General features: G+C 62.1%; 9 protein-coding genes and 2 pseudogenes. 6 read left to right on the top strand and 5 right to left on the bottom strand.

Annotation, left to right across the window (positions count from 1 at the left end; all coding sequences use genetic code 11):
* Positions 1-7 precede the first annotated feature (7 nt).
* The gene (locus tag ACYZTM_RS25085) at positions 8-1,402 is read left to right on the top strand and encodes an efflux transporter outer membrane subunit (protein ID WP_461985204.1); all 1,395 of its coding nucleotides are present in this window, start codon (positions 8-10) and stop codon (positions 1,400-1,402) included.
* A gap of 114 nt (positions 1,403-1,516) precedes the next feature.
* On the opposite strand, the gene pvdP is transcribed toward ACYZTM_RS25085, so the two are convergent.
* On the bottom strand, positions 1,517-3,145 hold the full coding sequence (gene pvdP / locus ACYZTM_RS25080) for a pyoverdine maturation tyrosinase PvdP (protein WP_461985202.1): 1,629 nt from the start codon (positions 3,143-3,145) through the stop codon (positions 1,517-1,519).
* 301 nt (positions 3,146-3,446) lie between these two features.
* On the opposite strand from pvdP, the gene pvdM reads away from it, so the two are divergent.
* The 5 genes from pvdM to ACYZTM_RS25055 all read left to right on the top strand — a co-directional run bounded on the left by pvdM (position 3,447) and on the right by ACYZTM_RS25055 (position 11,638).
* The gene (gene pvdM / locus ACYZTM_RS25075; RefSeq protein WP_461985200.1) at positions 3,447-4,796 is read left to right on the top strand and encodes a pyoverdine-tailoring dipeptidase-like protein PvdM; all 1,350 of its coding nucleotides are present in this window, start codon (positions 3,447-3,449) and stop codon (positions 4,794-4,796) included.
* Between the two features lie 29 nt (positions 4,797-4,825).
* Complete coding sequence (gene pvdN, locus ACYZTM_RS25070; RefSeq protein ID WP_461985198.1) at positions 4,826-6,106, top strand: pyoverdine-tailoring periplasmic protein PvdN; 1,281 nt, start codon at positions 4,826-4,828, stop codon at positions 6,104-6,106.
* Between the two features lie 126 nt (positions 6,107-6,232).
* Positions 6,233-7,111 carry a dihydropyoverdine dehydrogenase gene (pvdO, locus tag ACYZTM_RS25065; protein WP_131059837.1) on the top strand — a complete coding sequence of 293 codons (879 nt, stop codon included), beginning with the start codon at positions 6,233-6,235 and terminating at the stop codon, positions 7,109-7,111.
* Positions 7,112-7,321: 210 nt separating this feature from the next.
* On the top strand, positions 7,322-8,971 hold the full coding sequence (locus tag ACYZTM_RS25060; protein WP_461985195.1) for a cyclic peptide export ABC transporter: 1,650 nt from the start codon (positions 7,322-7,324) through the stop codon (positions 8,969-8,971).
* Positions 8,972-9,160: 189 nt separating this feature from the next.
* Positions 9,161-11,638, top strand: coding sequence for a TonB-dependent siderophore receptor (locus ACYZTM_RS25055; protein ID WP_131059835.1), 2,478 nt, complete (start codon positions 9,161-9,163; stop codon positions 11,636-11,638).
* A gap of 256 nt (positions 11,639-11,894) precedes the next feature.
* On the opposite strand, the gene ACYZTM_RS25050 is transcribed toward ACYZTM_RS25055, so the two are convergent.
* From ACYZTM_RS25050 to ACYZTM_RS25035, 4 genes and pseudogenes are all read right to left on the bottom strand, one after another.
* A complete protein-coding gene (locus tag ACYZTM_RS25050; RefSeq protein WP_461985192.1) occupies positions 11,895-12,851 on the bottom strand; it encodes an alpha/beta hydrolase in 957 nt (318 codons plus the stop codon).
* Positions 12,852-13,013: 162 nt separating this feature from the next.
* On the bottom strand, positions 13,014-24,779 hold the full coding sequence (locus tag ACYZTM_RS25045) for an amino acid adenylation domain-containing protein (RefSeq protein WP_461985190.1): 11,766 nt from the start codon (positions 24,777-24,779) through the stop codon (positions 13,014-13,016).
* Positions 24,779-24,991 (bottom strand): annotated as a pseudogene (locus ACYZTM_RS25040) (phosphopantetheine-binding protein); the annotation flags it as partial. The gene ACYZTM_RS25045 and the pseudogene ACYZTM_RS25040, both read right to left, overlap by 1 nt.
* 180 nt (positions 24,992-25,171) lie before the next feature.
* Positions 25,172-26,539 (bottom strand): annotated as a pseudogene (locus ACYZTM_RS25035) (amino acid adenylation domain-containing protein); the annotation flags it as partial.
* Between the last annotated feature and the right edge of the window lie 154 nt (positions 26,540-26,693).

Below are 26,693 nucleotides of genomic sequence, written 5' to 3'. Positions count from 1 at the left end.
TCTCCCCATGAAGCCGCAACTGAGTTTACTGACCCTCTGCCTGTTGCTCGGTGCCTGCGGCACGCCCGCCCAGCGCCCGGACAGCGGCATTGCTCCGCCCTCTTCCTGGCAATCGCCGCACACGCAAAGCGCCACCCGCAGCAACCTGCAATGGTGGACGCAGTTCGGCAGCCCGCAGCTGGATCAACTGATCGAGCAGGCGCGGGTCGGCAGTTACGACCTGGCCGCCGCCATCGCACGGGTGCGCCAGGCGCAGGCCGAGACGGTGGTTGCCGGCGGTTCTCAGCTACCCGAAGTCAAGGGTGCCCTGAACGCCAATCGACAAAAACTGCTGCGCGGCAACGGTTACAGCCAGCTCGATGCCGACAGCGATAACAAGGCCGTCGATTACTTCAACGCCAGCCTCAGTGCCAGTTACGAAATCGATTTCTGGGGCGGTCAACGGGCCTCCCGTGACAGCGCGCAATTCGGGTTGCAGGCGAGCGAGTTCGATCAGGCCACCGTGGAATTGACGCTGCTCAGCGGTGTTGCGAATACCTACGCGCAGACCTTGTCGCTGCGCGAGCAAAGTCGCATCGCCGAGTTGAACCTGGCGAACGCTCAGAACGTGTTGAAACTGGTGCAGACGCGTTTTGATTCGGGCTCTGCGACAGCGCTGGAACTGGCGCAGCAGAAGAGCCTGGTGGCGGCGCAACAACGGCAATTGCCGCTGGTGCAGCAACAGGCGCAGGACGCGTTGATCGGTCTGGCCGCCCTGCTCGGCCGGCCGGTTCAGGAACTGGCGCTGGGTCAGGAGCGCTTCGATCAGCTGTCATGGCCGACCATCGCGGCCGGCGCGCCCAGCGAACTGCTCACCCGCCGCCCGGACATCGCCCGCGCCGAAGCGCAACTGGCCGCCGCACAAGCCGACGTCACCGTCGCCCGCGCGGCGATGTTGCCGAAGGTGACCTTGAGCGCCGAACTGGGATCGGGAGCCGATCAGGCGGCAGACATTCTGCGCAGTCCTTTCTACAACCTCACCGCCGGATTGCTTGCGCCGGTCTTCAACAATGGTCGCTTGAGCGCCGAGCGCGATAAAGCCACGGCCCGCCAGGAAGAACGGCTGGAGACGTATCGCGGGGCGATCATCAATGGCTTCGCCGACGTGGAAAAAGCCCTCAACAGCATTCGCGGACTGGATGCACAGCGCCAGTGGCAAAGCGAAGAACTGAACCAGGCGCAGACCGCATTCAATATTGCGCAAAGCCGTTATCAGGCCGGGGCCGAGGATTTGCTGACGGTGCTGGAGAGCCAGCGCACGCTGTATGCGGCGCAGGACTTGAGTGTGCAACTGCGGTTGTCGCGGTTACAGGCGAGTATTGCGCTGTACAAGGCGCTGGGGGGTGGGTGGCAGGTTTGGTGATTTGCTCTGTTATTGAGGGCCTCTTCGCGGGCAAGCCTCGCTCCTACAGGGATAAATGACGCCCTTGTAGGAGCGAGGCTTGCCCGCGAAGAACGATAACGCGGTATCACCCGCTTAAGTGGTAACCGGCTTGGCCTTCAAATGCCGCGCATACCAAGGCCGCTGTGGCACTTTGCGGAACAGGTCCGCCAGTTTCTTCTCGTCTTCGCCAAAGGTAATGCGCAGCGCCAGTTTCATTGTTTCCGGGTCCATCTCAACCGACTTGCCCGTCTGCAATCCTGGCGTCGTGCTGCACCCATGGGTGCTCGGCCCAAGCCACGGATCATCTACCTCAACCCAACGCCCCGGCGCAAACCACGCCACACCGTTGACCTCCAGCCGACTCACCTCCCCTGGATGAAAGCGCTCGTGCGCACGGAACCAGTCTTCCAGACGATCATCGATCCAGCCGTGAAAATGCCAGAACACCGGATTCACATGGGAGGAAAACGGGTCGCCGAGGAAGTCGTTTTCCGGCGCATACCAGCGCGCGGAGAAGTCTGCCGGATCCCGGGCGAACGGCACCGGCTGGCCATTGGACGGATCACGCGGCACCGAGGCCCAGCGCATGTGCAGCCAGTCATGCAGCCCCAACTCGACCTCTGAACCGAACTGCCCCAGGGTGAGTTGGGACAGATAACGCGGATCACGGTAGCGCGACTCCCAGACCTGGAAGTTGCTGTGGTAAGTCTCGGCAGTCTTGATGTCGCTGACCCATTGCGAGTACTCGGCATCGTCGTCGGCCTGCCAGGTCGGCGGCAGCGCGGTGCCGTCGTGGTTGTCGCAGTAATTGGCAAAGCCGATGCGATCGCGGGCCAGTTCTGGCTGCGGCAACGGAAAGTGCTGCCAGGACGGCAAATCCTGCATCGAACGCGCCGTGCCCAGCATGTGCCGGTGCATGAAGAAAAAGTCCACGCCCGAACCATTGCGATCTTTGCGCGCGCCACGGGCATCACGCTCGTTGTCCCGCGGACCGGGCTGCCAGCCAATGCCACGCAGGGCGTTGCGCTTGTCCTCGGACAGGGTGTGCCACTTGTCCCGCGAGGCATGCCAGAGCTGGTGAAACAGCCGATGCTCGGCGGAAACCAGCCAGGCCAGCAGCGGTGCATTCAGACCGGTTCGCTCGCGAGCTTCGGGAAAAACACGCTTCACGGCGATGAAGCGATTATCCTGCGCGGTCATCATCAGCGGGCGATCGAGGTTCAACACCCGGCCGCTGAGTGTACCGCTGCCGGCATTGCCGAAACCGGCCCAGACTTCATCCAGGGCCATGCTGAATTCATAATCCGGCGTGCCGTTGGCAGCGTCGGCACTGACCAGCCGCCAGCTCAGTTCAGCCGGTTTGGCTTCCGCCAGATCGCCCAGCACCCGGTAGCGCGGTTCATCGCTGGAGCGCAAACGCTGGGCGGTGTCGAGGAACCCGATCAAGCCGCGACCTTTGTGGCCGACGTCGAGAAGCAGTTCCAGCCCGTCCCGTGGCAAGCCTTCGATACCGGCGTCTCGACCTTCGAAACGAATCTGCCAGACGCCCCGCAAGGTGTTCGCCAAATGCTGGCCTGCGACATCCGCCACATCGAATGAAGCTTCGCCGGGAGTGATCGCCGGATCCGGTTTCGTCCATTCGCGATGCCCATAAAAAGCCGCAGGCACGGCGGCGCCGGTCAGCGCCAGGCCTGCCATGAACCATCGTCGAGAAATCGTCATTGCCCTACCTGTGTCAGCCATGAAGCAGGCTTTATCCAAGCTAGAACGTTTGTTGCCTCCAAAAATTTATGGTGCCCCCGAAAGATCGTTCCCACGCTCTGCGTGGGAATGCCTCAACGGACGCTCCGCGTTCGGCTTTGGAAGGGACGCGGAGCGTCCCGGGCTGCATTCCCACGCGGAGCGTGGGAACGATCACTAACGCGGGTGAATCCGCCTAAATTTTCTGACCAGCCACTCGTTCTTCCCAGATAGCAAAGGCCCCTGCGCCCGCACCGGGGTGGCGAACCTGACTGAGATTGCAATGACAAAACCACGTTCGAAAAAGGCTCTTTACATCGGCCTGCCGCTGGCCCTGGCGATCACTGCCGGGGCAGGCTTTGCGGCCTGGGATTACGGGTTCAAAGACAATCCCGGCTACCCGATCAAGGTGATGAAACAGGCCGATGAGCTGCAAGAGCGCCTCCTCTCCTTCGACAGCCACGTCACCGTCCCGCTGGACTTCGGCACCGCCGGCAATGAAGCGGACAAGGATGGCACCGGGCAATTCGACCTGGTCAAGACTGGCCGCGGACGCTTGTCCGGCGCGGCCTTGACGATTTTCGGCTGGCCGGAAATCTGGAACGGCGCCAACGCCCCGCATCGCCCGACCGCCGGTTTCGTCGACGAAGCCCGGTTCGAGCAGGAAACCCGCTACAAAATCATCAGCACGATGGTTCGCGACTTTCCCAACCAGGTCGCCATCGCCTACACCCCGGACGATTTCCGCCGCCTGCACGGCGAAGGCAAATTCGCGATCTTCATGAGCATGCTCAACGCCTATCCGCTGGGCAACGACCTGAACGCCCTGGACACGTGGGCCGCTCGCGGCATGCGCATGTTCGGTTTCAGTTACGTGGGCAACAACGCCTGGGCTGATTCGTCTCGACCGCTGCCGTTCTTCAATGATTCGCGGGATGCCCTCGGTGGCCTGTCGGAGATCGGCAAGCAGGCCGTGCACCGCCTGAACGACCTCGGCGTGATCATCGATGTGTCGCAGATGTCGACCAAGGCCCTGGAGCAAGTCGCACGACTGAGCCGCACCCCGATGGTCGCCTCGCATTCGGCACCGCGTGCACTGGTGGACATCCCGCGCAACCTCAGCGATCAGGAAATGCAACTGATCAAAAACAGCGGCGGCGTGGTGCAGATTGTCGGCTTTCCCACCTATATCCGCCCGCTGAGCCAGGCCACTCAGGACAAACTCAACGCCCTGCGCGCACGCTTCGACCTGCAACCGTTGCAAGGCCTGGAAATGGCTTTGATGCCGGGTGACCCGATCATCACCGTCTGGTCCGAACAGCGTTTCGGCGAGTACGCCAGCCAGCTCTACGCCATCGTCGACGAAGAACCGAAAGCCACGCTCAAGGACTACGGCGACGCAATCGACTACGCGGTGAAGAAAATCGGTATCGACCACGTCGGCATCAGTTCCGACTTCAACGACGGCGGCGGTCTGGATGGCTGGAAGGATGTCAGCGAAGCGCGCAACGTGACGGCCGAGCTGATCAGTCGCGGCTACAGCGAGGCCGATATCGCCAAGCTCTGGGGCGGGAATTTCCTGCGGGTCTGGGACCAGGTGCAGAAGTCGTCCAAACCGGTTGCGAAAAACTGATTCCCCCTTTGCATAAGCGAACCGAGTTCATGACTAACCGCCGTTCATTCCTCAAGCAGGCCGGTATTCTCGCCGCTGGCCTGCCACTGAGTTCTGCCGTGAATCTGCAGGCGCTGGCTGCCAATCCAACGCCACAGCCCAAGGACAAATGGGCGCAATTGCGCTCGTTGTTCGACCAGGATCCGGACTACCTGCACTTCGCCAATTTTCTGGTGACGTCCCACCCGCGTCCGGTGCGTGAGGCGATTGAACGCCACCGCGCCAACCTCGACCGCAACCCGGGCCTGGCGATGGACTGGGACCTGGGCGAAACCGAAAAACGCGAGCAAGAGGTTCGCGTCTGGGCCGGCCGCTACCTCAAGGCCAAGCCTGAGCAAATCGCGCTGACCGGCAGCACCACCGAAGGCCTGTCGCTGATCTATGGCGGCATCCATGTGCGCGCGGATCAGGAAATTCTCACCAGCGAGCACGAACACTACGCCACCAATTACGCCTTGGGTTACCGCCAGCAAAAGGACGGGGTCAAGGTGCGCAAGCTCAAACTGTTCGAGAACAGTCACAAGGTCTCGGTGGATGAGGTGCTGGGCGCGATCGCCAAAGGTATCCGTCCCGAAACCCGCGTACTGGGCATGACCTGGGTGCAGTCCGGCAGCGGCGTGAAACTGCCGATCGGAGAGATCGGCAAACTGGTGGAGGAGCAGAATCGCAATCGCGAGGAAAAGGACCGCATCCTGTATGTGGTCGATGGCGTGCACGGTTTCGGCGTCGACGACCTCGACTTCCCCGACATGCATTGCGACTTCTTCATCACCGGCACCCACAAATGGATGTTCGGCCCGCGCGGCACCGGGATCATCTGCGCCCGTTCCGCTGAGCTCAAGGACGTCACGCCGACGATTCCGACCTTCTCCGAAGCCACCACCTTCTCGACCATCATGACGCCGGGCGGCTACCACAGCTTCGAACACCGCTGGGCCCTGGACGAAGCGTTCAAGCTGCACCTGGAATTGGGCAAGGCCGAGGTGCAGGCGCGCATTCACGCGCTTAACACTTATGCGAAAAACCGGCTGCTGGAACACCCGCAGATCGAACTGGTCACGCCAAAGAGCCCGGACCTGTCGGCCGGTTTCACCTTCTTCCGGATCAAGGACCGCGACTGCGAAGAAGTCGCCGTGCAGTTGATGGAAAACCGCGTGGTCTGCGACTCGGTGGACCGCGACGTCGGCCCGGTGATCCGCATCGCGCCCGGCCTGCTCAACACCGAAAACCACATCGACCGCTTTATGGTCTTGCTGAGCAAGATCGCCTGAGCAGACCGCTTTCTGTGTAGGAACGAGGCTTGCCCGCGAAGGCGGCCTCAAGATTGCCTTCGCCGGCAAGCCTGGCTCCTACAGGTTTCGTTATCGCCACGCTTTTTTCTTTGAACGAGACACCTCATGAACAGTAATCCACTAACCCTGCCGCTCAAGGCCCTCGCCTTATCCGCCCTCATCGCCGGCCTGCTGCCAACCGCCGCCCAAGCCGCCACCGCCCCGCAACCCGGCAAGGTGTTCAAGGACTGCCGCGATTGCCCGGAAATGGTCGTATTGCCGGCCGGCACTTTCACCATGGGCACGCCGGACGATGAAGTCGGTCGCGAGCCCGACGAAAGTCCGATGCACGAAGTGACCTTCGCCAAACCATTCGCCATGAGCCGTTTCCAGGTCACTGCCGGTGAATGGGACAGTTACGTGCGCGAGAGTGGCGTGACCATCGCCAATGGCGACACCCGGCCGGGTCGCGAGTGCGTCGCCAGCAAACCGCGTTATCCGCAAGGCTCGCGCCAGCCGGCGGTGTGCATGAACTTCGATGACGTGAAAAATTACGTCGCCTGGCTCTCGAAAAAGACCGGGCAGAAGTACCACATGGTCAGCGAAGCCCAACGCGAATACGCCGCGCGCGGCGGCACCAAAGGTCCTTTCCCCTTCCCGTTCGATGAAGGCAAGGAATACAGCATCAGCAAACACGCCAACACCTACGGCCCGGCGGACGGTTACAGCTACAGCTCGCCGGTCGGCAGCTATCCACCCAACGCGTTCGGCATGTACGACATGCACGGCAATGTCTACGAGTGGGTCGAAGACTGCGAACACCCGGACTACGTCGGCGCACCCACCGATGGCAGCGCGTGGGTACAAGCCAACTGCGAAGCGGTGCGCATTCGTGGCAACGACTGGGGCGAAGCGCCGGTGTTCTCCCGCTCCGGCAATCGCAACAGCCAGTACCCGCAAGAGCGTGGCGACTGGATGGGGTTCCGTATCGTGCGTGACCTGTAAGCGCGTGAATTGCTTTTTGTAGGAGCGAGGCTTGCCCGCGAAGGGGCCCTCAAGATCGCCTTCGCGGGCAAGCCTCGCTCCTACAAAATCAGATGTGTGCCTAATCGACTGGAGTTACCGTCCCCACCGCCAGTCGGCGACCTTGTAAATTAACCCTTCGATCAGACGTTCTACTGGGTATCTGCCTTTACACCCAAGGAACTGTCTTCCATGACCCAGCCTCCCCGTGGCGCCATCGGCGAGTTGTTCGCCCTGTTGAAACCGTTTCGACTCATCGTCGCCACGTCCATCTTCCTGGGCATGGTCGGCGGCTTGAGCGTCACGGTATTGCTGGCGACCATCAACAACGCCCTGCATTCGGACACCGGCCTGACCCAGGGCGTCGTCGCCTTGTTCGCCGGCCTGTGCCTGCTGGCGCTGTTGACTTCGATCTGCTCGGACATCGGCACCAACTATGTCGGCCAGCACATCATCGCCAGGCTGCGTAAACAGCTCGGTGAAAAAGTCCTCTCGGCACCGATCGAACAAATCGAACGCTACCGCAGCCATCGCTTGATTCCCGTGCTGACCCACGACGTCGACACCATCAGCGACTTCGCCTTCGCCTTCGCCCCGCTGGCAATTTCCCTCACCGTGACCCTGGGTTGCATGGGTTACCTGGCCATCCTGTCGTGGCCGATGTTTTTGATCATGGTCGCCGCGATCCTGATCGGCACCGCGATCCAGGCTTACGCCCAGAGCAAAGGTGTGCAGGGTTTCATGGCCGCCCGTGACGCTGAGGACGAGCTGCAAAAGCACTACAACGCGATTGCCGATGGCGCCAAGGAACTACGTATCCACCGTCCGCGTCGCCAGCGCATGTTCGTTTCAGGCATCAAGGCGACGGCCGACTTTATCTGCAAGACCCAGGTGCGCTCGGTCAACACCTTCGTCATCGCCAAGACCTTCGGCTCGATGCTGTTCTTCGTGGTCATCGGCCTGGTGCTGGCGCTGCAATCTTTCTGGCCAAGCGCCGACAAAACCGTGATGAGCGGCTTCGTGCTGGTGCTGCTTTATATGAAGGGCCCGCTGGAGCATTTGATCAGCACATTGCCGATTGTCAGCCGCGCGCAGATTGCCTTCCGCCGGATCGCCGAGTTGTCCGAGCAGTTTTCCACCCCCGAACCGCACTTGCTGCTCAGCGATCAGGGCAACGTCAAGCAAGCTGTGCATGAACTGAAACTGGCCGATGTGCGTTTCGCCTTCCCGGCTGCCGAAGGTGCCGCACCGTTCCAGCTCGGGCCGGTCAACCTGACGATCAGGCAAGGCGACATCACCTTTATTGTCGGCGAGAACGGTTGCGGCAAGACCACGCTGATCAAGTTGCTGCTGGGCTTGTACACGCCGCAACAGGGCGAGATCCGCGTCAACGGCGAGGCGATCGATGCGCAGAACCGTGATGACTATCGCCAGTTGTTCACTACGATCTTCGCTGACTATTACCTGTTCGATGACGTGGTCCAGGGCGATCAGCACATCCCCGAAGACGCCAACAAATACCTGCAACGCCTGGAAATCGCGCACAAGGTCAGCGTCAAGGACGGCAATTTCACCACCACCGACCTCTCCACCGGCCAACGCAAGCGCCTGGCGCTGGTCAATGCCTGGCTCGAAGAACGCCCGGTGCTGGTGTTCGATGAATGGGCGGCCGACCAGGACCCGACCTTCCGCCGGATTTTCTACACCGAGCTACTGCCGGACCTCAAGCGCCTGGGCAAAACCATCATCGTGATCTCCCACGATGACCGTTACTTCGATGTGGCCGACCAGTTGGTGCGCATGGAAAGCGGCCGGGTTGTCACCGAGCTTGCCCCTGCCTGATACGTCTGCCCTGTAGGAACCAGCGGTGCGGCAAGCCTGGCTCCTACAAAAAGCGACCATGCCCCTTCATTTCATCTTTCTGAAATTTATTTGACGGGTTTCTTTCCGGTTTTCCGTTCGTGCCGCGTCTAATAATCATTCTTATTAACAAAAACTCTGCACAACACTTTTCAGGAGCTCAGGTAAGTAATGCGACCTCAACCACGCCGCACACCTCTCGCGCTGGCCGTACAGCGCCCGACATTGCATCGCACCCTGTTCACCAGCGTACTGCTGACCGCCACCTTGCTGGGGAGCGCGATGGCCAATGCTGCACCTGTAAAAGTGAATATTGCCGTGCAGCCGCTCTCCAACGCGCTGACCGAGCTGGGCATGCAGACCAACCTGCAGATCCTCTACAGCCCTGACCAGGTCGCTGGTATCAAGTCCCGTGCAGTGTCCGGTTCGCTGGAGCCGTCCGAGGCCCTGAGCGCCTTGCTCAAAGGCACGGGCATTTCGTTCCAGATCAATGGCAACAGCGTCACCCTGGTATCCGGCGGCGGTTCAGGCCTGCAACTGGGCGCGACGACGATTTCCGGCCAGGCCCTGGGCCTGACCACTGAAGACACCGGTTCCTACACAACTGGCGCCACCACCACCGCGACCAAGCTGCCGCTGACCCTTCGCGAAACGCCGCAATCGGTGACCGTGGTGACCCGTCAGCAAATGGACGATCGCGGCGTCACCAGCGTCGCCGACGCGTTGCGTAACACGCCCGGCGTTACCACACAGAAGTACGACAGTGACCGTACCGAGTTTTCCGCCCGTGGCTTTGCGATCACCAACTTTCAATACGATGGTGTCAACCAGCCCTACGACGGTGTTTACGGTGAAAACCCGAACAACAGCGACGACGCGGCCAGCCTCGATCACATCGAAGTCATCAAAGGCGCTACCGGCCTGATGACCGGCGCTGGCGACCCGTCCGCCACCGTCAACCTGATCCGCAAGAAACCGACCAAGGACTTCAAGGCCTCGGTCAGTGCAACCGCCGGTTCCTGGGACAACTACCGCACCGAAGGCGATATCTCCGGTTCGCTGACCGATTCGGGCAACGTGCGCGGTCGCTTCGTGGGTGCCTATCAGGACAAAGGTTCGTACATCGACCACTACACCCAGAAAAAAGACATCTACTACGGCATCCTTGAAGCCGACCTGACGGACGACACCCTGCTGACCTTTGGCGTCGACAAGTCCAGTGCAACGCCGCGCGGCAGTTCGTGGACCGGTAACGCGCCGTACTTCACCGATGGCAGCCGCACCGATTTCTCCCGCAGCTTTAACCCGGGTGCCAACTGGAGCCGTCGTGATTTCGACAGCGTCACCTACTTCTCGTCGCTGGAACAAGCGCTGGCCAATGACTGGAAACTCAAGGCCAGCTTCGACCAGAAAACCACCGATCACGATACCCAACTGGCCTCGGCCAGCGGTGGTTCCGCAGACCCCGTCACTGGCGAAGGCAATTTCCTTTACTGGGGTCGTTGGGAAGGCCATCGCGTACAGAATTCGGCAGACGTAAGCGTCTCCGGCCCCTTCTCCCTGGGCGGTCGAGAGCATGAGCTGGTGGCGGGTTTCATGGCTTCCCACTCGCGCCAGACCGGTGCGACCTACGACTCCAGCGCTTCCGGACTTGTGCCGGGCAGCATCTTTGACTGGAACGGTCACCTGCCGAAACAGGAATTTCCGAAAAACGGTAAATACGAACGCACCCAGAGCCAGAACGGTCTCTACTTGGCCACGCGCCTGCGTCCGACCGACGACCTGTCATTCATCCTCGGCAGCCGTCTGAGCACCTTCAAGTACAACGAAGATTACTCCTACTATCCGGGTTCGACCCAGACCGACACCCACGCCAGCTACAAGGAACACGGCGTCGTTACACCCTACGCCGGCGTGGTCTACGACCTGAACGATGTGTACTCGGTCTACGCCAGCTACACCAAGATCTACCAGCCACAAATCTACAAGGACGTGACCGGTTCGACCCTCAAGCCTGTTGAAGGCGACAGCTACGAAACCGGCATCAAGGCGGCTTATTTCGAAGGCAAACTGAACGCCAGCTTTGCCTTGTTTCAAATCGAGCAGGACAACGTCGCGCAATACGTCACCACCGACGTAGGCACCGGCCAGGACGTCTATAAAGCCATCTCCGGCGCCACCACCAAAGGTGTGGAAATGGAACTGGCTGGCGAACTGGCGGATGGCTGGAACGTGACTGCCGGCTACACCTACGCGCGTACCCGAGATGAAGACGAACAACGTATCTTCGGTTTCCCGCTGGCCTCCAGCAAACCGGAACACGTGGTGCGTACGTTCACCACTTACCGTCTGCCGGGCGCACTGGACCAGGTCACCATCGGTGGCGGTGTCAGCTGGCAGAGCGCGTTCTACGGCCAGAGCTACAGCCCGAACGTGGGTAACGGCCAGGGCGGCAGCACCCTGCTCAAACAAGGTGGCTACACCCTCGTGGACCTGATGACCCGTTATCAGTACGACGAACACCTGAGCTTCACCGCCAATGCTTACAACGTCTTCGACAAGAAATACATGTCGGGCCTGGGCAACTTCGGCACCACGTTCTACGGCGAGCCGCGTAACCTGCAGATCACCGCGAAGTATGACTTCTGAGTCATGAGCTGAAATGAAAAATGCCCGTGTCGTGAGATGTGGGCATTTTTTTGGGCCAGGGATTTGTGTTGAATGTGAGTCCGCCTTCGCGGGCAAGCCTCGCTCCTACAGGTTGGCGTCGTGTCACAAATCGACACCAACCTGTAGGAGCGAGGCTTGCCCGCGAAGGCAATTGTCGCCCCACCAGAAATCCCCCATACCGGACACAAAAAAACCGCCACCCCTGACCCAGGAATGGCGGTTTTTTTATGTCAACTCAAACCCGCGAACGCACCCACCCCGCCACTTCCGAGTGAATCCCTTCCACTTCCCCCAGCAATCCCGCCATGCGCATAAAGTCATGGGTCATTCCCGGCTGCTCCAGCAACGTCACCTCATTCCCCGCCGCGCGCAACAGCTCGGCATACGCCGCCCCTTCGTCATACAACGGATCATGCCCGGCCAGGTACACCAGCGTCGGTGCCACGCCCGACAGGTCCGCCGCCAGCAACGGCGAGCAACGCCAATCCGACAGGTCCGCTGGCGTGCGCCCGTAATGCGCGTAGAACCAGTCCAGCGTCGGTGTCTCCAGCAAATAGCCCTCGGCGAAATCACGATGGGAGGCACGCTGGGTCGTCGCGTCCGTCACCGGGTACAGCAACACCTGCGCCTTGGGTTTCAACGCCAATTCCTCTGGCTCACGCACGGCCATGATCGACAACACCGTGGCCAACGTTGCGCCCACGCTGTCGCCGATCAGCGCCACCCGATTCGCGTCCAGCCCCCGCGCTGCGCCCTCGCGCACCAGCCAGTTGCCAGCATCGCAGGCGTCCTGTACCGGTGTCGGAAAACGCCACTCCGGCGCCAGTCGGTAATCCACGGTCAGTAACGCAAACCCGCCCTGGGAGGCCAGTCGCCGGCACAGCGCATCATGGGAATCCAGGCTGCCGACCACATAGCCGCCACCATGAAAATACAACACCACCGGCTGCAACCCGTCGACCGCTTGCCCATCGCGATACAGCCGCGCCGACAAGCTGTGGCCGTCCCGCGCAGCAAGGGTGAAGTCCTCGCAGGCAACGCTGTCCAGCGGCACATCGAGAAACCCGGAGGAGGCTTCAAAATCGATCCGCGCCTGTTGTGGCGACTGTTCATGCATCGCGCGACTTTTGCCGGTCATCCGGCCGAACTCGGCGAGTTCGAGAAATGCTTCAAGTTCTGGCAACACAGCCATGGGATGAATCCTTCACAAAAATAGGTCAATAAATCGGGCATTGGAAAATCTTGAAAGGAACGAGGATCTTGTGGGAGCGGGCTTGCTCGCGAATGCGGTGTGTCAGCGACATGAATATCGACTGACACTCCCTTTTCGCGAGCAAGCCCGCTCCCACAGGGGCTATGCGATAGCTGGCCTGCGTTCCAACAGGTCTTCAAGCTCATCAAGCAACTCATCACCGCGCAACAGCTCGTAATGCCCGCCAGCCAACAGCCGATCCACACCATGACTGCCGACCTGCGCCTCAAACACCCGACGTTCATCCTCGCGTTCAGCCACCCACCAGCGATGGGCCGAGGCCTGGATCGCCGGCAGTTGCCGATGCGCCAGCGCCAGTTGCTTGAGGCGTGAGCCGGTGGCGAAGATCTGCGTAAGCTCCCCAGCGCCCAACGCGGCTTGTTCATTGGAACCGTGCAAGGCGGCTTCGATGACGGCGGTGGAGCCCTCGCGTTCACTCATGCCAGCGGCTTTCAGCGCGATCAGCGCCTGAGCCTCATCGGCTGGCAAACCCAGCACAAACTTCAGGAAATCACCGAGGTCCTCGCGCCAGTCCCCCGCTTCTGCGGTGCCGGCCACATAGCTGTCGACCAACCCGGCAAACGCAACGGTTTCACCCTGCGTTTCCAGTTCGTGAGCAACCAATTGCGTCAGCGCACCACCCAACGACCAGCCCAGCAAGTAATACGGCCCCTTCGCCTGCTGACTGCGAATCCGCTGCGCATAGGCTTGCGCCATGGCCAGCAGTGACTCGTCCTGCCAGTGCGGGTCAAGCAGCATGCGGCATTGCACGCCGTACACCGTGCGCCGTCCTTCCAGACGACGGGCCAGCGGTTCGTAGTCGAATACCGTGCCGAAACCGGCGTGCAGGCAGAACAGCGCCGGCACATTCGGAATCCGCGCATTCAGCGCCAGCAATGGGTCCGGCGCCGCTGCAACCGGCTCGGCAGCCTGATAACCACTGAGTTCGGCGATGCACGGTTTCTGCATCAGATCCCGCAGCTTCAATTCAAAGCCCAGTTGCGGTTGACTGCGCACCCGCGAGATGACCTTCAGCACCTGCAACGAGTCGCCACCCAGTTCGAAGAAGTTGTCGTTGATGCCCACTTGCGGCACGCCGAGCACCTCTTGCCAGATCGCGGCCAGCGCCGTTTCCAGATCGTTGCGTGGCGCGCGATAACCGCCGAGCGCCCATTCAGGCGTAGGCAGAGCGCGACGGTCGAGCTTGCCGTTGGCCGACAGCGGGAAACGCTCCAGCACCAGAATGCGCGCCGGCACCATGTAGTCCGGCAGTTGCGCTTGCAGTTCAGACTTCAAGCGACGATCCAGCCCAACAACACCGGCCGCCACCACATAACCGACCAATTGCTTGCCGGTCGGCGTGTCGTGCACCACCACGGCGGCATCCTGCACACCGGAGCAATCACGCAGACGCGCTTCGATTTCGCCCAGCTCGATGCGGAAACCACGGATCTTCACCTGCTGGTCAAGCCGCCCCAGGTAGTCGATCAACCCGCATTCGCGCTGGCGAACCAGGTCGCCGGTACGGTACATGCGGCCACCGGCCTCGAACGGGTCCGGGATGAAACGTTCGGCACTCATGCCGGGACGCTGGTGATACCCACGCGCCAGGCATTCGCCGCCCAAATACAACTCGCCGCTGACACCGACCGGCAACGGATTGAGGTCGGCATCCAGCACGTACAACCCACGCCCGGCCACGCCACGACCGATCGGCGCATAGGCCGCGTCGCAGGTTTCGCTGACTTCGGCACGCCACAGCAGCGGCGTGACCACGGTTTCGGTCGGGCCATAACCGTTGACCAGACGCTGCGGACGCAAGGCACGTTTGACCTGCTCAAAGCTGGCCTCCGGCACCGCATCACCGCCAAAGCAATACACCTCAACCGCTGGAGGATTGCCCAGGCGCTCGGCCACTTCGGCCATCTGTTGCAGGTACGCCGGCGGGAAGCAGGCCACGGTGACGCCGTGACGCTGCATCACTTCCAGGGTTTGCTCCGGGGTCCACAGACTGTCATCGCGGATCACCAGACTGCCACCGGCCAGCATCACGCTCAGCCAACGCTCCTGAGCACCGTCGAAGGCAAACGACATGAAGTGCAACTCGCGGCTGCGCGGTGCCAGTTCGTAGAGCTCGATGATGCCGCGGCAATGCTGGGCAATCGGTCCACGCGCTACCGCCACGCCTTTGGGCTGGCCGGTGGAACCGGAGGTGTAAATCAGATACGCCAAGTGCCCCGGCAACGGTCGGGAAACCGGGCACTCGGTGCTGCCGGCAACGGATAGCTGATCGAGCAACAAGCGCGGCGGGCTATCAGCCAGCGTCAACCGTTCACCCAGATCGCTGTCGCAGAGCAACAGGCTGGCGGCCGAATCGCTGAGCATGTAGGCCAGTCGCTCGGCAGGGTACGCGAGGTCCAGCGGCAGATAAGCCGCCCCGGCCTTGAGCACCGCGAGGAATGCGACGATGGTGCGCTCGGAACGCGGCAGCGCCACAGCCACCAGACTTTCCGGACCAATACCGCGACCGATCAATTGCTGCGCCAACCCATTGGCCTGCGCCTCAAGCTCGGCATAACTGACGTCCCGATCTTCACAGATCAAAGCAATTTTCTGCGGCTGAATACGCACATGTTGATTGAAGGCGTGGAGCAAATCGGCGTTGTCGTCGGACACCTGCGGCAAACTCAAACGCGCTTCAGGTAAGCCAATGTTGCCGAGCAGACAAGCAGCATCCTCAGGCAACGCACGCAGCAATCCCTCGAGCTGCGCACGAATCCGCTCGACTTCCACGTCACTGAAGCGATCACGCAGGAACAGGTATTCGACTTCCAGGCCTTCTTCGTTGGCACTGACCATCAAGTCCATCGGGAAGTTGGTGACCCCGCCACTGCCGACTTCTGCAAAGCGCAGCTCACCTTCTTCGCCCCCTTTCAAGGCACGGTCCACCGGATGGTTTTCGAACACGATGATGCTGTCGAACAGGCCCTGGCCACCCTGCCCGGCCCAGCGCTGAATGTCCGACAACGGCGTGTGCTCGTAGTCGCGGACCATCAGGTTGTAATCCTGCAAGTCGCGCAGCCACTCGCCCAGCGGCTGTTGCGGATCCAGCGTCTGAATCACCGGCAAGGTGTTGATGAACAGGCCAAGCATGTCCTGCGCGCCGGCCAAACCGGTCGGACGCCCCGCCACCGTGGCACCGAACGCGACGCTGCGTTGGCCGCTGTGGCGTTGCAACAGCAACAACCAGGCGCCTTGCACCAGCGTGTTGAGGGTCACGCGCTGACGCTTGGCGAAGGTGTGCAGTTTGCGCGTGGCTTCGGCGTCGAGGTTGCTGTACATCACGCCATGGCCTACACCTGCGGCACCCGATGCCTTGGCCAGAATGGTCGGTGCTTCGAGCAACGCCAGTCGCTCGCGCCAGAAACCTTCTGCCTGTGCACCGTCCTGACGTTGCAGCCAGGCGATGTAGTCGGCGTAACGCCCGGTCAGGGTCGGCAGGCTGTCGTTGTGGTACAGGCGCAACATGTCGCCCAGCAGACGCGAGGCGCTCCAGCCGTCGAGCAACAGGTGATGGTAAATCCAGATCATCTGGTAACGGTCATCGCCCAGACGCACCAGGATAAAGCGCATCAACGGCGGGCAGCTCAGGTCGAAGCCCTTGGCCTGTTCCGCCGCGGCCAGTTCGCTCAGCGCCTGTTCGGTATTGGTATGCTCGCGCCAGTCGAGTTCTTCGATCGGCAACTCGACGTCGGCGAACACCGCTTGCAGCGGATCCGCCAAGCCATCGCGCCAGCGGAACGCCGCGCGTAGCACTTCATGACGCGCAACCAATGTCTGCCAGGCCGCGCGGAAACGCGGCACCTGCAAGCCGTCCACCGCCACGCTCAACTGGTTGACGTAGGGGTTGAGCTCCGGTGAATCGAGGCAATGGAACAACATGCCTTGCTGCATCGGCGACAACGGATACAAGTCTTGCAGACCTTCGCGGGCGGCGATGTCGATATGCGGCACCAGCGCAAAAGCAGGGACTTTCGGCGCTTCAACCAACGCGGCTTCACGGCTGGTCGCCACCGCAGCGAGTGCCCGAATGGTCTGCTGCTCGAACAGTTGCTTCGGACTGAACACCAACCCGCGCTGCCCGGCACGGCTTACCGCTTGCAGCGAGATGATCGAATCACCGCCCAGTTCGAAGAAGTTCTCGGTGACACCGACCGAGTCCAGCCCCAACAGCTCTTGCCAGATCTCCACCAGCAACGCTTCGGCTGGCGACGCGGCGGCCACGTGATCGTGGTTCTGCCGAGTGGCTTGCGGCGCCGGCAAGCCCTGACGGTCGAGCTTGCCGTTCGGCGTCAACGGCAACGCGGCCAGACACATCAAATGCGCCGGCAGCATGTGCGCCGGCAGACGGCTGCGCAGGTGCAGAGTCAGCGCTTCACGCAAATCGTGCTCATCGGCGAGCGGATCGCGCGGCACCACATAACCCACCAACTGCCGGCTCACCGGGCCTTCGCGATCGATCACGAACGCTTCACGCACGCCTTCGTGTTCCAGCAGGCAGGCTTCGACTTCACCGAGTTCGATACGGAAACCACGAATCTTTACTTGCTGGTCGATACGGCCGAGGTACTCGACGACACCGTCAGCGCGGAACCGCGCGAGGTCGCCACTGCGATACAAACGCGCGCCCGGCACAAACGGATCCGGCACGAAACGTTCGGCGGTCAGGTCCGGACGTTGATGGTAACCCCGGGCGACGCCCTCGCCGCCCAGGTACAACTCACCCGCGACGCCAACCGGCAACGGCTGCAAACCGCCGTCCAGAATGTAGGCGCTACGGTTGCCCACCGGCCGGCCAATCGGCATGAATGCCGAGTCGAACTCGGTATCCGGATACGCCAGCCAGATTAGCGGCGTAATCACCGTTTCGGTCGGGCCATAGCCGTTGATCAGGCGCTTCGGCTGCAGCACCTGCTGGACCTCGTCGAACGCGTGCTTGGCCATGCCTTCACCGCACGGGGTGTAGGAACGGATCGGCAGATTGCGCCCCGCTTCGCCCATGAAATCGGCGATCTGCGACAGATAGGTCGGGGTGAAGCAGGCGATGGTGATGCCGTGCTTTTCGATCTCCGCGCACGTGCGCTCCACGCTCCACAACTCGTCGTCGCGCGGCATCACCGCCGAACCGAACACCAGCGGCGTCAGCCAGCGTTCGTGGGCACCGTCGAAGCTGATCGAGGCAAATTGCAGCTCCCGATCGTCAGGCGTCATGCCGTACAACTCGCCGATCGACAGGCAATGCATGGCCAACGGACCGTGGGCCACGCTGACGCCTTTCGGCCGCCCGGTGGAGCCCGAGGTGTAGATCAGGTACGCGAGGTTTTCGCCGCAGGTCAGATTGACCGGGTTGGTTTCCGACATCTGCTCCAGCGGCTCGCGGTCGATTTCCAGCACCGGCAGGCCTTCGGGCAATGGCAGTTTTTCACGTAGCCACGATTGGCTGATCATCAGCGAAATACCGCTGTCTTCCATCAGGTAGCGCAGGCGTTCCGTCGGGTAAGCCGGGTCCAGCGGCACGTATGCGCCGCCGGCCTTGAGGATCGCCAGCAGGCCAATGATCATTTCCGGCGAACGCTGCATCGCCAGACCAACCCGCACTTCCGGGCCGATGCCCAGTGCGCGCAAGCGATGGGCCAACTGGTTGGCGCGACGGTTGAGTTGGTCGAAGCTCAATTCCAGGTCGTTGAAGATCAGCGCCGTGGCGTCCGGGCGGATGACCGCTTGGGCCTCGATCAACTGATGCACACACAACGGGTTTTCCGTCGCAGTAAACGCCGGGTTCCACTCCACCAACTGTTGTGTGCGTTCCGGCGCGGTCAGCAGGTCCAGATCACTCAATGCAGCATTTGGCGCGGCGACCATCGCCGCCAGCAGCGCGGCCAGATGCTCGCTCATGCGAACAATCGCCTCGCTGCTGAAATGCGCGCACTGGTAGCTCCAGTTCAGGCTCAACTGACTCTCGGCGGTGGCCGCCAGGGTCAGCGGGAAGTTGGTGCGTTCGTGGTTCTGCGCAATCGAGAAGCTCAACCCGGCCGGCGCACCCTGTTGCAGCGCTTCGGCTACCGGGAAGTTTTCGAACACCAGCAGGCTGTCGAACAGCGGCTCACCGGCACGTCCGGCCCAGCGCTGAATGTCACCCAATGCGGTGAACTCATGCTCACGCAGTTCCAGGTTCTGCGCCTGCAAGCGGGTCAGCCATTGACCGACGCTTTCCACTGCGTCCGGGCTGCTGATCACCGGCAAGGTGTTGATGAACAGGCCGAGCTGGCTTTCGGCCCCCGGCAAGTCCACCGGCCGCCCCGCCACGGTCGCGCCGAACGCGACGCTGCGTTGACCGCTATAGCGTTGCAGCAACAGCGCCCAAGCCCCTTGCACCAGGGTGTTGAGCGTGACTTTTTGCTGACGGGCAAACTCGCTGAAGCGGCGGCTGGTGGCGACATCGAAGGTCTGGCAATGGTCGGAAAATTCCGCCGTAGACAGATTTTTACTGTCGCCATGGGCCAGGCTCTGCGCCAGCAGGGTCGGGTTGTCGAGGGTCGCCAGTTGCTCGCGCCAGAAGATCTCGTCGGCGTGGGCATCCTGACGTTGCAACCAGCCGATGTAATCGGCAAAACGCCCGATCGGCGCCTGCACTTCCTGCCCGGCATAACGCTGCAGGACTTCGCTCAACAACAGCGAATTACTCCAGCCATCGAGCAACAGGTGATGGTGGGTGTAGATCAGTTGCTGACGCTCATCGTCGAGGCGCACCAGGGTCAAGCGCATCAACGGTGCCCGAGTCGAATCGAGTTGCAGCCGTTCGTTGTCGATCAACTGCGCCAGCGCGTCGGTCTGATCATTGCGGGCGCGCCAGTCGAGGCAGGTCAGCGGCAATTGCAGATGACGATGCACCAATTGCACCGGCGCTTCGAAGCCATCCGGGAAGTGGAAACTGCTGCGCAGGATCGGATGGGTGTCGATCACCGCTTGCCACGCGCGGCCCAAACGCTCGCCGTCGAGACCACGGGCTTCGACGCTGAGCTGGTTCACGTACACGCCGGACTCCGACTCGTAAAGGCTGTGGAACAACAGACCGGCCTGCATCGGCGACAACGGATACACATCTTCGATCTGCGCCGGCGGCACCGGCAGGCCGTCGAGCTGCGCCTGGGTCAGACGCGCCAATGGAAAGTCCGCTGGGGTCACGCCGCCCGCGCCATCGCTCAGGCAATGGGCGATCAGCGCCAGCAACTCGCTGCGAAAATCCGCCGCCAGCGTTTCGATCTCGCGCAGGTCAAAGCATTCGCGGCTGAAGGTCCAGTCGAGTTTCAGTTCACCGCCATACACCTGGCCGTCCACCGACAGCCAGTTCGGCAACGGAGCGTCGGCCGATTGCGCGGCGCCACTGGATTCCGTGGCCGGGGTGAACAGTGCGTCCTCGGCGAAGCTCTGGTCGAACTGCCCAAGGTAGTTGAAGGTCACCCGCGCTTGCGGCAACGCGGCCAACGCCGCTTGGGCCGAGGCATCGCCCATGTAACGCAGCAGACCGTAACCCATGCCTTTGCCGGGGATCTCGCGCAGCTGCTGCTTGATGGCCTTGATCGAACCGGCAAGGTCGGCGGTCGGCGTCAGGCGCACCGGGAACAGGCTGGAGAACCAGCCGACGGTGCGGGTCAGGTCGATGTCGTCGAACAGTTCTTCGCGGCCGTGACCTTCGAGCTGAATCAGCGCCGACTCGTCGCCGGTCCAGCGGCTGAGGGTGCGGGCCAGTGCAGTCAGCAGCAGATCGTTGACCTGTGTGCGGTAGATCGCCGGCGCCTGTTGCAGCAACTGGCGGGTCTGCTCGCGGTCCAGACCGATGCTGACACCCTGGCGCAAATGCCCGGCCTGACTGGCCTGGGCATTGGCCGCTGGCAGCGAATCATTGGCGACGCTCAACTGCGCCTGCCACCAGTCCAGCTCGCCGGCAGCGGCTTCCGAACGTGCATACGCGTCGAGTTTGTCGGCCCAGGCCTGGAAGGCGCTGGTCTTCGGCGGCAGCTCTTGCCCTTGGTAAGCGGCTTGCAAATCTTCCAGCAACACCCGCCACGACACACCGTCCACCGCCAAGTGGTGGATCACCAGCAGCAAACGTTGCGAGCCATCGGCCTGGGCGATCAGCGCGACTCGCAGTAATGGCCCGTCTTGCAGACTCAGGCTGCGCTGCGCTTCATCGCACACCGATTCCAGCGACTCATTACTGGCGACGCGAGCGGTCCAGAGCATATCGATCACGTCGGCACTGTCGGAACCGACATAGCGCGCCGACCATTGGCCATCGACCTGACTGAAGCGCAAACGCAGCGCATCGTGCTGCTTGAGCAGGCGTTGCAGCGCGGCTTGCAGGCGTGGCAATTCGAGGGTTTCGCGGGTTGTCAGCAGCACCGCCTGGTTCCAGTGCGCACGTTGCGGGATCGGTTCGTCGAAGAACCAGCGCTGGATCGGCGTGAGTTTTTGCAGGCCTTCTACCGGCTCTTGCTGCGCCAACGGAGCGGCCTGCTCTTTCACCACGGCGGCTAACGCTTGCAAGGTTTGCTGCTGGAACAGGTCACGGGGTTGCAGGTTCAGACCGGCACGGCGCGCACGGCTGACCACCTGAATCGAAATGATCGAGTCGCCGCCCAGTTCAAAGAAGTTGTCCTGACGCCCGACCTGTTCCACGCCCAACACGTCCTGCCAGATCTGCGCCAGCACCTGTTCATGTTCGCTGCGTGGCGCTTCGAAGGCGCGTTGGCTGACTTGCGCAGTCGGCGCCGGCAGACGTTTACGGTCGAGTTTGCCGTTCGGACTCAGCGGCATTTGCTCGATCAGCACGGTCTGCGCCGGCACCATGTAATCCGGCAGGCTGGCGAGCAAATGGCTTTTCAGGGTTTCGCGCCACGCGCCTTGCTGCTCGGCATCGGCGCGGACCAATGCTCGGTCCTGCGGCACGATGTACGCGACCAGTTGCTTACCGCTCGGGCCGTCGAGGGCCAGCACCACGGCTTCCTGTACGTCGGCATGCTCTTGCAGACGTGCTTCGATTTCGCCCAGTTCGATGCGCAAACCGCGAATCTTCACTTGATGGTCGATGCGCCCACAGTAGTCGATGGCGCCATCAGCGCGATAACGCGCCAGGTCACCCGTGCGGTACAGACGCTCGCCGCTGCCGAATGGGTCGACTACAAAACGCTCGGCGGTCAGCGCGCCACGACGGTGGTAACCACGCGCCAAGCCAACGCCGCCCAAATACAACTCGCCCACCGCACCGAGTGGCAACGGCTGCAGTTCGCTGTCGAGGATGCAGGTGCGCAGGTTGGCGATCGGACGACCGATCGGCACGCTGTCGCGGCCCTCTTCCACGCAGGTCCAGTGAGTCACGTCGATGGCCGCTTCGGTCGGGCCATAGAGGTTGTAGAGAGTGGCTTGGGGCAGGTTGCGCAGGGTCTGGCGTTGCAGTTCCATCGGCAGCGCTTCGCCACTGCAAATGATCCGCTGCAACGAAGTGCAGGCCAGCGCCTCGTCGGCACCGATAAACGCCGAGAGCATCGATGGCACGAAGTGCAGCGTGGTGATCGCCTGCTCGACGATCAGCGCGGCCAAACGCTGCGGATCGCGGTGCTCGCCCGGCGCGGCGATGACCAGGGTGGCGCCCTTCATCAGCGGCCAGAAAAACTCCCACACCGACACGTCGAAACTGAACGGCGTCTTTTGCAGCACGCGGTCCGCAGGCTGCAAGTTGTAGGCTTCCTGCATCCACTCCAGACGGTTATGCAGTGCCACATGGCGATTGCCGGCGCCTTTCGGTTTGCCGGTGGAACCGGAGGTGTAAATCACATAAGCGAGGTTTTCCGCGACCGCAAGGTTTTGCAGATCGGAACCTGGCAAGTCGCTCAGCCAATCGGCCTCGGCGTACAGGCACAAGGTGCGCACGTTGTCGAGCGTCGGCAATTGCGCCAGCAGATGCTCCTGAGTCAGCAACAGCGAAATGCCGCTGTCTTCGATCATGTAGCTAAGGCGATCAACCGGGTATTCCGGGTCCAGCGGCACATACGCGCCGCCAGCCTTGAGAATCGCCAGCAGGCCGACGACCATTTCGAAAGAACGGTCGCAGGCAATCCCCACCAGCACTTCCGGACCGACACCCTGGGCGCGCAAGTGATGGGCCAGGCGGTTGGCGCGCAGGTTCAGCTCGGCGTAACTCAAGGACTGGCCCTGGAACACCAGCGCCGTCGCCTCAGCGTTTTCGACCACGCGTTCTTCGAAATGGCGCTGCACGCAGATTTCACCCGGATAGGTTTGAGCGGTGTCGTTGAGGTCGTCCAGAATGCGCAGGCGCTCATCCGCATCCAGCAATAGCAACTCGGCGAGCGGGCATTGCGGGTTCGCCAGTACACCGGCCAACAGATTGCGCCAGTGACGAGCCAGGTGCTCGATGCGTTCAGCGTCGAACAAATCGGTGGCATAGGTCAGGCTGGCGAACAGCTTGTCGCCCTCTTCCTGTGTGTCCAGTTGCAGGTCGAATTGCGTGGTGTGCGCCGTGGCATTCAGCGCCTCGACGCGCAGGCCGGCGAGCAAGCCGCTGACCGCCGCCGGTTTGGCTTGCTGGTGGTTGAACATCACCTGGAACAACGGGCTGTGGCTCAGGCTGCGTTCACCTTGCAGCGCCTGCACCAGTCGCTCGAACGGCAAGTCCTGATAGTCCTGAGCATCCAGCGAAGCGGCGCGGGTCTGGTCGAGCAATTGGCTGAATGGCAGACGTCCGTCCAGTTCAGCACGCATCACCTGGGTATTGACGAAGAAGCCGATCAGGCCACGGGTTTCCGCGCGTTTACGGTTGGCAATCGGCACGCCGACGCGCAGGTCGGACTGGCCGCTGTAGCGATAGAGCAACGCCTGGAAGCTCGCCAGCAACAGCATGAACGGTGTGACGCCGCGCTGTTTGGCCAGGCTCATCAGGCCGCTGGCCAAGGTCGCGTCGAGGGCGAAATCCAGACGCGCACCGCGCTGGCTCGGTTGCGCCGGGCGTGGACGGTCGGTGGGCAATTCGAGCAGCGGTTGTTCGCTGCCCAGCGTTTCGCGCCACCAGTTGAGTTGACGCTCCAACTCGCCCGCTTCCATCCAGCGGCGTTGCCACAGGGCGTAGTCGGAATACTGGATCGGCAGTGCTTCCAGCGCTGCCCGTTGGCCTTGGCAATGCGCGGCGTAGAGTCGGGAAAACTCTTCGACCAGTACGCCCATCGACCAGCCATCGGTGACGATGTGGTGCAGGGTCAGCAGCAGCACGTGGTCTTCGGTGTTGAGTTGCAACAGGCTGACCCGCAACAGCGGACCGTGCTGCAGATCGAACGGCCGGGCAATTTCCTGCTCGACGCTGTTCATCGCCTGATCGAGGCGCTGTGCCTGAGGTTCGCCGCGCAGGTCGATCTGTTCAATCGGCAGCGAGGTGAACCCGGCCAGCGTCTGCACCACCTGTCCGTCATCCTCGACGAACCGGCTGCGCAGGCTTTGATGCCGCTCCAGCAGCACATCGAAACTTTGCTGCAACGCCGCAACATTCAGCGGCCCGTGCAAACGCAACGCAGCCGGAATGTTGTACGCCGAACTGTGCGGATCAAGTTGCCAGAGGAACCATTGGCGCTGCTGCGCGTACGACAGTTCGAAGGTCGTTTGCGGCTCGGCGGCAGGCGGAATCGGCAGTTGCCCGAAGCTCACGCCCTGCTCTTGCATGCGGATCAGAAACTCGCGGCGCTTGTCGGCAGGCAGGCCGGCGAAGCGGCTGGCGATACGCTGTGCAGTGGTGTGTTCCATCAGTTGATCTCCATCTCGTCGAGAAGCGACTCAAGCGCATCAAGACGTGCATCGTTGTCAGCCGGGGCGTGTTGCCCGGCCATGGCGGCATAAGCCTGCAGGTCGGTGGATTCGAACAGCGCGCGCAGCGGCAGCTCGATGCCCAGTTCCAGTTCCACACGGGCACTGGCCTGGGCGGCGAGCAACGAATGCCCGCCCAATTCAAAGAAGTTGTCGCGCCGACCGATCTGCGCCACGCCCAGCACCTCGGCCCAGATCGCGGCCAGTTGCTGTTCAAGCTCGCCCTCGGGGGTTTCGAACGGTCGCTGCCATTCCTGCGCATCGGGCACCGGCAAGGCCTTGCGGTCGAGCTTGCCGTTGCTGGTCAATGGCAAGGCCTCGAGCAGCAGCCAGTGGCTCGGCACCATGTAATCCGGCAGATCGACCTTGAGCGCGGCGCGCAGGTTGTCGCGCCAGGCAATCGGGTCAGTCGGTGTCTGCTCGGCCACGACGTAGGCGCAGAGCTGTGGGCCGCCGTCGCCGGCATGCACGCTCAACACGGCTTGGCGCACGCCCGGTTGGGCCAGCAACGCAGCCTCGATTTCCCCCAGTTCAATGCGGAAACCACGGATCTTCACTTGCTGGTCGATGCGCCCGAGGTAATCGATGCTGCCGTCGGCCCGCTGACGCGCCAGGTCGCCGCTGCGATAGAGGCGCTGCGAGGCCTCGAACGGGCTCGGCACAAAACGCTCGGCGGTCAGGCCGAAACGCCCCTGATAACCGCGCGCCAGACCGGCGCCGGCGATGTACAACTCACCCGCCACACCCACCGGCACCGGTTGCAACTGGCTGTCGAGCAGGTACCAGCGCAGGTCGCGGATCGGCAGGCCAATCGGGCTTTGGGCCTTGCCATCGAGGTCGGCCAGGCGGATAGCGCGGTAGGTCACGTGCACCGTGGTTTCGGTGATGCCGTACATGTTGACCAAGGTTGGCTGTTGGTCACCGAAGCGTTCGAACCAGGGGCGCAGGCTCGCGATTTCCAGCGCTTCACCACCGAAAATCACCTGACGCAGCGCCATGCTTCGTTCGCTGGCGCAGGCAATCGGCAACAACTGGCGGAACGCGGTCGGGGTCTGGTTCAACACCGTCACGCCTTCGTCGCACAGCAAGCGGTGGAATTCCTGCGGCTCGCGGCTGATGTAATACGGCACAATCACCAGACGCCCGCCGGTGCACAGCGAACCAAACAGCTCCCATACCGAGAAATCAAAGGCGTAGGAATGGAACAGCGTCCAGACATCGTCCGGGCCGAAGTTGAACTCGCCAGCGGTGGCTGTGAGCAGGCGTCCGACGTTGCCATGGCTGAGCAAAGCGCCTTTTGGCCGGCCGGTGGAACCGGAGGTGTAGATCACGTAGGCGAGGTTATCCGGGGTCGCCAGCGCCGGCAGGTTGTCGTCGCTGAACGCATCCAGTTGCAACGATTCCAGGCTCTGCACCTGCACGCCGTCCCGGGCCGGCAGGCCGTCGATCAGGTGTTGTTGAGTCAGCAGCAACGTGATGCCGCTGTCTTCGATCATGTAGCTCAGGCGTTCGGACGGGTATTGCGGATCGAGCGGCACATAGGCGCCGCCAGCCTTGAGAATCGCCAGCAAGCCAACCACCAGCGGCATCGCCCGCTCGGTGGCGATGCCCACGCGCACTTCAGGCCCGACGCCCTGCTCGCGCAGTTTGCGCGCCAGTCGGTTGGCCTGGGCGTTGAGTGCGGCGTAAGTCAGTTGCTCGCCTTCGTAGACCAGAGCGATGGCGTCCGGCCGTTGTGCAGCTTGAGCTTCGATCAACTGGTGCAGGGTCGGCGACGTCGGTTGTGCCTGGAAGGCTGGATTCCAGTGCTGCACCAGGGCATCGCACTGCGACCCGTCAATCAGTGGCAGCTCG

This window comes from Pseudomonas sp. MDT2-39-1, from assembly GCF_054898085.1.
This window is presented reverse-complemented; position numbering and strand designations above follow the sequence as displayed.